Annotated in this window: 13 protein-coding genes; all 13 read left to right on the forward strand. The window is 42.1% G+C overall.

Features of this window, described 5'->3' with window-relative positions; genetic code table 11:
• Positions 1-467: NADH-quinone oxidoreductase subunit C (locus MNV_RS10410; protein ID WP_218837991.1), on the forward strand; the 467-nt coding region annotated here is incomplete at its 5' end.
• A 1-nt stretch (position 468) separates the two neighbouring features.
• Positions 469-1,617 (forward strand): NADH-quinone oxidoreductase subunit D, encoded by a 1,149-nt coding sequence (locus MNV_RS10415; protein ID WP_096205832.1) that lies wholly within the window; start codon positions 469-471, stop codon positions 1,615-1,617.
• A 4-nt stretch (positions 1,618-1,621) separates the two neighbouring features.
• The gene (gene nuoH, locus MNV_RS10420) at positions 1,622-2,728 is read left to right on the forward strand and encodes an NADH-quinone oxidoreductase subunit NuoH (RefSeq protein ID WP_096205855.1); all 1,107 of its coding nucleotides are present in this window, start codon (positions 1,622-1,624) and stop codon (positions 2,726-2,728) included.
• Positions 2,728-3,144: a NuoI/complex I 23 kDa subunit family protein gene (locus tag MNV_RS10425; RefSeq protein WP_096205834.1), complete on the forward strand. Its 417-nt coding sequence runs from the start codon at positions 2,728-2,730 to the stop codon at positions 3,142-3,144. Before nuoH ends, MNV_RS10425 begins: the two co-directional genes overlap by 1 nt.
• Positions 3,141-3,386 carry an NADH-quinone oxidoreductase subunit J family protein gene (locus MNV_RS10430; protein ID WP_096205836.1) on the forward strand — a complete coding sequence of 82 codons (246 nt, stop codon included), beginning with the start codon at positions 3,141-3,143 and terminating at the stop codon, positions 3,384-3,386. The genes MNV_RS10425 and MNV_RS10430 overlap by 4 nt, the downstream gene beginning before the upstream one ends.
• Before the next feature lies 1 nt (position 3,387).
• Positions 3,388-3,639, forward strand: coding sequence for a hypothetical protein (locus MNV_RS10435; RefSeq protein ID WP_096205838.1), 252 nt, complete (start codon positions 3,388-3,390; stop codon positions 3,637-3,639).
• 1 nt (position 3,640) lies between these two features.
• Positions 3,641-3,940, forward strand: coding sequence for a F420H2 dehydrogenase subunit FpoK (fpoK, locus tag MNV_RS10440; protein ID WP_096205840.1), 300 nt, complete (start codon positions 3,641-3,643; stop codon positions 3,938-3,940).
• Between the two features lies 1 nt (position 3,941).
• A complete protein-coding gene (gene nuoL, locus MNV_RS10445; protein ID WP_096205842.1) occupies positions 3,942-5,951 on the forward strand; it encodes an NADH-quinone oxidoreductase subunit L in 2,010 nt (669 codons plus the stop codon).
• Positions 5,951-7,465, forward strand: coding sequence for a complex I subunit 4 family protein (locus tag MNV_RS10450; protein WP_303740881.1), 1,515 nt, complete (start codon positions 5,951-5,953; stop codon positions 7,463-7,465). The genes nuoL and MNV_RS10450 overlap by 1 nt, the downstream gene beginning before the upstream one ends.
• Complete coding sequence (locus tag MNV_RS10455) at positions 7,462-8,940, forward strand: NADH-quinone oxidoreductase subunit N (protein WP_096205846.1); 1,479 nt, start codon at positions 7,462-7,464, stop codon at positions 8,938-8,940. Before MNV_RS10450 ends, MNV_RS10455 begins: the two co-directional genes overlap by 4 nt.
• A 2-nt stretch (positions 8,941-8,942) precedes the next feature.
• Entirely contained in the window at positions 8,943-9,158 is a 216-nt protein-coding gene (gene fpoO, locus MNV_RS10460) for a F420H2 dehydrogenase subunit FpoO (protein ID WP_096205848.1), read from the forward strand.
• On the forward strand, positions 9,155-9,292 hold the full coding sequence (locus MNV_RS21350; protein ID WP_394336542.1) for a hypothetical protein: 138 nt from the start codon (positions 9,155-9,157) through the stop codon (positions 9,290-9,292). Before fpoO ends, MNV_RS21350 begins: the two co-directional genes overlap by 4 nt.
• A gap of 197 nt (positions 9,293-9,489) precedes the next feature.
• Positions 9,490-10,589 (forward strand): HEAT repeat domain-containing protein (locus tag MNV_RS10470; protein WP_096205852.1); only part of this gene is annotated, 1,100 nt, incomplete at its 3' end.

The raw sequence follows: 10,589 nt of genomic DNA on the forward strand, positions 1-10,589 counted from the left end.
CGGATTCTGTCGTAAGTGTAGGGTTTCAGATAAAAAAACCTCTTGCGATCATTAAAAAAGAAGATCTGTTAAATGTGGCAAAGAAAGTGAAAGAAATGGGATTTGACAATCTTTCGGTTATAACGGGAATTGATTACAGGGACAGGTTCGAGGTTGTTTACAACTTCTTTTCTTATACCAAAAAACAGAACCTTGTTTTAAAGGTTATACTTGACCATAATAATCCGGAAGTTTCTTCGCTTGCATCTATCTGGAAAGTTGCAGACTGGCTTGAACGGGAGACATATGACCTTGTCGGGATCACGTTCGGAGGTCACCCAAATCTTAAAAGGATACTGCTGCCTGATGGCTGGATCGGCCACCCCCTGCGAAAGGATTATGATATGAATGTTGATCAGTTCGTTACTGTCGGGGAGGATGGGGAAGATATCGTGAGCACTGACGGGACGAACCTGCTGAGGAGATAAAATGAAAACAGATGAACTTCTAATTAACATGGGTCCTGTTCATCCCAGTACACACGGTGTATTGAGGTTTAAGTTAACCATGGACGGAGAGATAATCAAGAAATGCGAAATCGTCATGGGATATCTCCACCGGGGGACAGAAAAGCTGGGAGAGATGAAGACGTATATGCAGTTCGTTCCTTACACAGACAGGCTCGATTATATCTCAGCCTTTCCCAATAATTACGCTTACGTTAAGGCCGTGGAGGAACTTGCAGGCATAGAGGTTCCATTGAGGGCAGAGTACATACGTGTTCTCACGCTTGAACTGAACAGGATAGTGAACCATCTCGTAATGCTCGGCTCTCTTCTTCTTGATCTTGGTGCATCCACTATGATAATGTACGGATTCAGGGAAAGAGAGAATGCCCTGGCGTTATTTGATATGTTATGCGGCGCAAGGATGACTTTTAATTATATCAAGCCCGGAGGAGTAAGGGAAGATATGCCTGAGGGCTTCATACCAAAACTCAACGAGTTCATAAATGATATGGATAAACGCATTGATGATTACGAGCAGCTTATCAGCGGTAATGAGATTTTCATGGGGAGAATGAAAGGTATAGGGGTAATGAGCGCGCAGGATGCTATCAATTATGGTATGACAGGTCCGTCACTTCGCGGTCATGGCGTGAATTACGATATAAGGAAATTAGAGCCGTATTCTGTGTATCCTGACCTTGATTTCAAGGTATGTGTGCGCAATGAAGGTGACAGCTTCGCCAGATACATGGTAAGAATAGATGAGATGAGAGAAAGCCTGCATATTTTAAGACAGGTAGTTGATGCTATGCCTCCGGCAAAACCAGCAAGCCTGGCTAAATATGGGATAGCTCCGATGACCGGCGTTCCAACAGCAGTTTCTACATATTTCCCGAGAATATTCACTCCGCCGCCCGGTGAGGTTTACAGCAGGATCGAGGCGCCTAAAGGTGAATTAGGTTTTTATATTGTAAGTGATGGAACCATTAAACCCTACAGGATCAAAATACGTTCACCCTCTTTCTGTAATCTTACAGCTATACCTAAAATGGTAGAAGGGCTTATGATCCCTGACCTGATAGCGGCCTTCGGGACCATTGATGTTGTTCTTGGCGATGTGGACCGGTGATATAATGTTTGCAAATGCTTACGAACTTATTGTGTTCATCTTGAATTTCATAGGGATTTATGAACCTATAAATAACATATTCAAGACATTAGGAATCGAGTACGTTTTGAGGATCATTATAGTATTCGTAGAGATTGCGGTACTATTTGTTTTCGCACTTCTGACGATCATGTTCCTTACATGGATGGAACGTAAGGTTGTCGCTATGGTGCAGGCAAGATACGGTCCGATGGTAACAGGCCCAAGAGGATTGCTCCAGCCAGTCATGGATGGTGTCAAACTCATTGGAAAAGAAGATATAATTCCTGCAAAAGCTGACAGGTGGGTTTTTACGCTTGCGCCTTTTCTTGTATTCATACCAGCGCTCCTTATATTTATTCCACTGCCGTTTGGCGAGTCACTAATAATATCAGATCTAAATGTTGGGCTTCTCTATATTATTGCTATCTCTGCCGTATCACCAATTGCGATTTTGCTGGCAGGCTGGGCATCAAATAATAAATATTCTTTGATGGGAGCGATGAGGGCCGTAGCCCAGGATATAAGCTATACAATACCACTGGCCCTTTCTGCGATTGCTATTGTTTTGTTCACAGGCTCCCTGAGCACTGTTGATATTGTAACCGCGCAAAATGGCACATGGTTTGGCTTTATTCCAAAATGGTTCATATTCCTGCAGCCTCTGGGTTTCATTTTATTCCTTATTGCTTCTATTGCTGAAATGGGACGCATACCCTTTGATTTCCAGGAATCCGAACAGGAACTTGTTGCAGGATTCTTCACTGAATACAGTGGAATGAAATTTGCAATGTTCTTCCTTGCAGAGTATGCTCATTTATTCTCAGTCTCTGCAATTGTTGTCACGCTGTTCCTTGGTGGATGGTCATTTCCATACATTTCATTACTTCCGGCGGCACTGGTTCCACTGGTATCGTTGGGAGTATTTTTGGTTAAGACCTACGCAGTAATATTCTTTGCGATGTGGTTGAGAGATACAGTACCCAGGGTAAGGATAGATCAACTCCTCAACCTGGGATGGAAGATCATGATACCTCTGGCTTTACTTAATTTACTGGTCACTGGTTTCCTTTTGACCGTAGGAGTGTTCTAATGGCCTGGATAACAAAGAACTGGGGAATGGTTGGAATAATTAAAGGGCTCATTGTTACAATGAAACATATGTTACGCGTCGGTAACAGGCCGACTGTGACCGTTCAGTACCCATACCAGAAAATGAAAGTGTCACCAAGATTCAGGGGACTGCATGCAGTCGATGAAGACGCCTGCATAGGTTGCGGGATATGTGAAGTAAATTGTCCGAATGGGACTATCCAGATAGTCAAGCATAAAACAAGATGGTACCCTCAGGTCAATATCGGGATGTGCCTGTTCTGCGGCCTTTGTGTGGACGTATGCCCCATGAATGCTATGAAAATGACCGGGAATTATGAACTTGCGGATTACACACGTGAGAGTCTTGTGTATGGTCCTGATAGATTATTATTCAACAAAGAGGTGAAACAATGATAGACATTGTATTTCTTGTTATTTCTGTTCTCACGATCATATCAACGATCATGGTGGTCAGGTCAAATAAATTAGTCCACAGTGCAATATATCTTGCAGGTACGTTCATCGGAACCGCTGGTCTATTCATACTCCTGGAAGCAGAATTCCTTGCCTGGGTACAGGTCCTGGTCTATGTTGGGGCTGTAATAACCCTTATATTATTCACTATTATGTTGACCAAGAAGGGAGAGGAAGAATAAAATGATCAACAAGACATTCAATTTATTGATCGCATTACTGTTGTTTGCTGCATTGTTCATGGCCCTGGATAACAGTTATACGGATCTGGCAAAGAAGGAGGAAATAACTGCAATCAGTATCGAGGATATCGCAGGAAGTCCCGATATCAGGGGCGGGATTTTCAGCGATTTTATATTTTCCTTTGAATTGCTTTCACTGTTGTTGCTGGCAGCACTGATCGGTGCCCTGTATGTCGCAAAAAAGGAGGCATAAAATGTCGTTATATTCATATCTCTTAATTTCGATAATAATATTCACCATAGGTGTATATGGAATAATTACACAAAGAAGCGGAATCAAAATCCTGATGTGCATAGAACTGCTTTTGAACTCAGCAAATCTTAACCTTGTTGCGTTCTCAAGTTACAATGGCAATGCGACAGGCCAGGTATTTGCAATATTCTCAATTGCCATAGCAGCAGCAGAAGCGGCCATTGGATTTGCGATACTTGTTGCATTGTTCAGGTTACGGGATACGATCAATCTTGACAATATCAATATCTTGAGGTGGTAATATGTTCAGTGATTATGCGGCGCTAATAGTATTATTACCGGTTATAGCGTTTGTTCTTACGCTTTTCTTCGGAAAGAAGCTCTATTCAGGCGGGGCATTGCTCCCAATAGCGGCTATAGCAGGATCGTTCATTATCTCGCTCGGGATATTCCTTGAAATATATCCGACAGATGGTATGGTACAGCAATCATTGCCATGGTTTGCTGGAATGAATCTTGGGATCTTAATAGATCCACTGGCTGTAGTAATGCTGATGATGGTTTCATTTGTAAGCCTGCTGATTCACATTTATGCTGTCGGGTACATGGCGCATGACCCTGCAAGACCGCGGTATTTTGCAGAAACATCATTGTTCACAGCAGCGATGTTAAGCGTAATATTATCTGATAATATCCTCCAGTTCTTCGTTTCCTGGGAACTTGTGGGCCTGTGTTCATTCCTCCTGATAGGTTTCTGGTATCATAAACCATCAGCAGCGGCAGCAGCTAAGAAGGCTTTCCTTGTTACAAGGGTAGGAGATGTGCTCTTCCTTGCAGGGATCGTACTGCTCTATGTAAATATGAAACTGCTTGTAGATAATGGAACTCTTGTTATCGAATCGCAAAGTTACATACTGCAATTCAAGAAAATGTTTGAAGCAATTCCGTTGATAGATGGGACACAATTAACATATATCGCACTTCTCTTCTTTGGCGGAGCTATAGGTAAGAGCGGCCAGTTCCCTCTTCATGGCTGGCTGCCTGATGCCATGGAAGGCCCGACAACGGTGTCTGCACTTATTCATGCAGCAACAATGGTAACGGCTGGTGTTTATCTTGTTGCAAGAACATTCCCGATGTTTGTCGCAACCCCGTCAACAATATCTGCGGGTGTGCCGGATGCGCTTCTGATTGTTACTTATGTAGGCGGTTTTACTGCCATTTTTGCAGCAACGATGGGACTTGTAATGAATGATATTAAGAGAGTGCTTGCTTATTCAACGGTCAGCCAACTTGGGTATATGATGCTGGCACTCGGGACAGCCGGAACTGTTCTTGGAGCTGAAGCCGTAGGAATATCCATGTTCCATCTTTTGAGTCATGCATTCTTCAAAGCACTGCTTTTCCTGTGTGCAGGAAGTGTGATCCATGCAGTTGGCACGAACGACATTCGTGAAATGGGTGGATTATTCAAAAAGATGAAAATAACTGGAACTACAATGTTTATAGCTGCACTTGCCCTGGCAGGCATTGGTTTTCCGTTTGCAAGTCTGGGTATGCCCATTATGAATATTGGGACTGCAGGTTTCTTCAGCAAAGATGCCATAATAGAAGGGGCATTGGAGTATGGGGAAGTGACACATGATATGATCCCATACGGCTTTGCAATTATTGCAGCTCTTTTGACATCGATATACATATTCAGGCTGTGGTTCATGACTTTTACAGGAAAACCACGTTCTGAAAGGCACTCCCATGAATCACCGGGAGTAATGACAGGCCCATTAATAATACTTGCCTTATTTGCTTTATTCTTTGGATTCTCACATGTTGATTTCAATGGATATCTTGAGAAAAATTTTGAATTGATGGACGTAAATATAGCTGTTCATGAAGGTGAGGCATTCCACCCATCAGCATTTTTAGTACTGTTGCCCGTGATCGTGGGTGTATTGGGTTTCTTAATATCATATTCGATATACAACAAACGAATGATCGATATGAGTAAGATCGTTTCATCAGGAAATCCACTTTATAAACTGTTATATAACAGATATTATGAACCAAAGATAGGTGCAGACTTGATCGGTGTCAAATTGACACATGATGTTGTAGCCCGGTCAGGAGAGTTCGTTGACCGAAAGATCATTGACTGGCTTATAATAGACAATATTATCAGCAATACACTGTTTAAGCTTGGTGAAATAATCCGGAAATTACAGACAGGCGTAGTCCAGAATTATGCTTCAGTCACAATACTTGGAGTAGCGTTGCTTTTAGTTTTGCTCAAGCTTAAATCTGGAGGGACATAATGGCTCTAATTTCATTAATGATCGTTATCTCTCTGCTTGGAGCGATCTTAACATTTTTAACAAAAACCCGTAAGCAGGCACGTACGATCGCTTTGGTAACATCACTGGCATCATTTGCTTTATCATTGATATTATTCTCGGGATTTGATAGTAAGATATCCGCAATACAGTTCCTTGAAACATACTCCTGGATACCAAGTATCGGAGTGAACTTAAAGTTCGGTGTTGATGGGATCGGTATGCCGCTTGTGCTGTTATCGAATATAATTATCCCGCTTACTGTCATATTTGCATGGGGTGAAACACAACAGGCAAACAAGTTCTACGGTTTGATCCTCCTTGAACTGGTAGGTGTGATGGGAGTCTTCACTTCACTTGATTTCTTTGTGTTCTATATATTCTGGGAAATTGTCCTTATACCAATGTACTTCCTGATAAGTATCTGGGGAGGGCCGAGAAAAGACTACGCTGCAATTAAGTTCTTCATATATACGCATGTGGCAAGCCTGGTTATGCTGCTTGCGATATTTACGCTATACTTCAATGCATTACATATAACCGGAAGACCGAGTTTTGACATCTTTGAACTCCTGAAATCCTACCAGGTTATGAATGGATGGCTGTTGAAAGATATAATTTCTTTAAAAGATGCGGTATTCTTAGGATTATTGTTTGGTTTTCTTGTAAAGATGCCTGCTGTGCCTTTCCATACCTGGCTGCCTGATGCACACGTTGAAGCCCCAACAGCGGGCAGTGTCATACTTGCTGCTTTGCTGCTCAAGATGGGTGGTTATGGCCTTTTCAGGGTGATCCTTCCAATCCTGCCATATTCTGATTCACCAGGAAAAATGATCACGATCATGGCTATAATCGGAGTGCTTAGTATACTATACGGAACTTTCCTGGCCCTTGCCCAGCGTGACCTCAAGAAGATGGTTGCTTATTCCAGTATAAGCCACATGGGTTATGTGACCCTTGGGGCTGCTGCACTTATCCCACTTTCCGTAAGCGGGGCGATGTACCAGCAGTTCTCGCATGGTCTTATAACAGGTATCCTGTTCATGTCATGTGGTGTGATCCAGCATTCTGCAGGAACAAGGATAATCCACGATTTGGGAGGCATAGCTAAATATATGCCAAAACTGACGTTTGTCATGCTTGCAGGGTTCCTGGCTTCGCTGGGATTACCAGGTATGAGCGGGTTCATTGCTGAATTCCTCATTCTTGTGAACTCGTATTTTACGCTTCCAACATTTGTGATACTTGCACTCTTTGGTATCGTTTTCACAGCAGGATACCATCTCTGGGCCATGCAAAGGGCGGTATTTGGTACATATAATGAAAAACTGGGGCATATCCATGATGGGGCGAACTATGAAATAGCTTCCATGGCCATTCTTGTCCTCCTGGTCATATACTTCGGACTGAATCCGAACCCTGTGCTTGATATGATGACTGCGAGTGCAACCCAATTACTTCAGTTTGTTACCGGAATGAAAGGTGTGATAACATGAATTTTACTTTACTTCTCCCTGAAATACTGCTGACCATACTGGCTTTTGTTATTATACTGATGGGTTTACTGATAAGCGATAAATCCAAGAATATGTTTGGATACTTAAGCGCAGCAGGACTTCTGGCTTCACTTGTGTATGTTCTTGGTAACGGGATGACCGGGAAGACGAATTTTTTCTATGATTCCCTGGTTATTGACCCATTGTCCCAGATTTTCAAGTTAATATTCATAATAGTTTCATTAATAGCAGTCATTGCTTCTATTGAATATTTCAAGAATAACCGCAATCAGGATGAATATTATGCACTCCTTCTCCTGTCAACGGTCGGAATGATGGTAGTAGCATCGGCAAATGACCTGATAGCGTTATTTGTAGGTTTTGAACTTGCAAGCATGTCAACATACGTGCTTGCAGGTTTTGAGAAAAAGAACCCTGCTTCACTTGAAGCTGCTTTGAAATATTTCATAATAGGTTCAATATCATCTGCATTGATGTTGTTCGGCATGTCGCTTATTTATGGAATAACAGGTTCAACAAACATTCCTGCGATAGTTGAGTTCTTCAGGATAACTCATCTCAGTGCAGAAAGCTCTCTTGGGATACTGGCAATGATTTTCCTTGTTGCAGGATTTGGTTTCAAGATGGCGCTCGTGCCATTCCATATGTGGGCTCCTGATACATACGAAGGTTCACCCAGCGTAGTATCTGCCCTGCTTGCAGCAGGTTCAAAGAAGATGGGATTTGTTGCAGCATTCAGGGTTCTTATCCTGGCATTAGTGGCGATCAAAGTGGATATTCAATACACTTTTGCAATACTTGCAATAATAACCATGACATACGGTAATGTTGTCGCAATCTCCCAGCGCAGCATCAAGAGGATGCTTGCATATTCATCCATCGCCCAGGCCGGATATATTTCGCTTGCTTTTGTGGTGATGACACAAATGTCAGTCGCCGGTGGTGTCCTTCTTGCGCTTGGCCATGCCCTCATGAAAGGAGGAGCATTCATTGCAGTGGCAGTTGTCAGCTATATGGTTTTGAATGATAATAAGAATGCTAAGAACACAGATGATTTAGGCAATTTTGCAGGGCTTGGAAAACGCGCACCAATAACCGCATTGTCCCTGTTCATATTCTTCCTGGCCCTGGCAGGAATACCGCCATCAGCAGGATTTATCGGGAAATTCGTATTATTCTATTCAGTAATGGTGGAAGCAGCAAGCCAGGCAAGCAGCTGGCTCTTAATTATTGTGACCATTGCAATTTTAAACAGCGCATTATCCATTTATTATTATGCCAGGGTCATAAGATATATGTATGTGCTGCCGCCAAATGGCGAAAGAATAAAAGAACCTGTTCCTTATGTAATTGCAATCCTTCTTGCAGTAATAGGTACAATCGGAATAGGCCTGTATCCTGAACCGTTCATCCAGATGGCGATCAATGCGGCTCAAGTTCTAGGAGTGCGATAATTATGGCAGATTGTGAATTATGTGGTGCAGCAAGACCAACCCTTTGTCCGGTAAAAGTAAGAGATGAGAGTGTGATACTCGCTTATCCGAAAGGTACATGGCGAGGTATAAACGAGGAATGTCTTGACAGGTGTCATGAGGCGAACGTTAATCGTGTTCCCATAAAGGCAAAAAATGCGATCTATGCGGCACAAGGAATGTGCCTTTATTCCAGGTGATAGTCCAGATACCCATATTCCAGGAACCCTATCACAGGGATTCAAACAAAGCAATATGTGAAAGTTGTTTTGAAGCCTGTGAAGATACGATAAAACGAAGAGCTACCGAAAAAGAAGAGTCACCTCATCATTAAATTAGTTTTAACGTTAAAATAAACCAGATTATGACACACGGGTTCAGGTCTGGATTTATATTTTATTTTTTAATAGTTATTTTTTGATACCCTACTTCACACCCTCATTTATATTTGTGTGAAGGGAAATATGTCTTAAGAATTGAGCGTATCAATGATGATAAATAATCGATTATTATCCCAGAGAGGGAGTTAAATTGCCTTTAGATTATACTGATTTAAGAGATATGAAAAAGCGCCAGGATATTGAAGGGTTGCTGAATATTCTTGAAACCGGCGATATAAAGGAATGCCGTGAAGCGATACGCATGCTGGGGGAACTGAGGACCAGGAAGGCAATATCTCCTCTAATAGGATTTCTTGAGACAGATGATGTTCAAATCCGTTCAAACGCTGCATGGGCTCTTGGTGAAATAGGACATGTGAAAGCTGTTCTTCCTCTGATCGGGCTTTTGAACGACCCGATTGAAAATGTCAGGATAAATGCGGCCTGGTCACTGGGGCGCATTGGTGATAAACGTGCCTTAACGGTATTAAGGTCTGCCAGGAAGAACGGTTCGACAGAACTTCGAAAACATGCACGGGAAGCAATAGCAAGAATAGAATCCAATGAAAATGACAAATGGCGAAACTGTGAAGATGCTGACATTCCTGATATTGTGGACATTCCCCTGATTGAAATTGAAGTTCCATCGTATATGGAGTGCAATTATATATCAAGAGTAGAAGATGCTGACACCCAGACAGATTATGAGAATATAGCCAGGTTCTCAAGAAATGTCCAGGTAAGAGATACAGGTGACCCATTATCAGAAGATGATACACGAAAGATCGTATTGGGATTAAAAGACGATTCCAAAGGTCTTGTATCAGTCGATATTATATTCAAGTATAAAGATAACACAAATGGTGAACGAAAGTCAAGTTCTGTATGGCTGCAAATGGCAAGTGCAGGGACAAATGGGGATAACAATAACAATAGCAATAACAACAAAACTGAACGTGAAATAGAAAGGATTGATTCGGGGCCAAAATATATTAAGAGAACCGAAGGTACAAAGAAAAAAGCGAAAATAAAACATTCAAGAAAGCCAAGGCCGGTTGAATATGATATACCTGAAGAAACAGGATCAGATCAATCCGAGAAATACCCTTCTGAAATTGATGAAACTGACGTTGAAGTCCCGGAAGAGAGGGTTATAACCAGAAAGATTATTTCTCGCAGGGATAAAAAACCAAGACCAGTAAGGGAAATACCTGAAGAACAAGAACAAGAATACGGGTATGAAGAAGAAAC

It is taken from the genome of Candidatus Methanoperedens nitratireducens (assembly GCF_900196725.1).
GTDB classification, from domain to species: domain Archaea; phylum Halobacteriota; class Methanosarcinia; order Methanosarcinales; family Methanoperedenaceae; genus Methanoperedens; species Methanoperedens nitroreducens_A.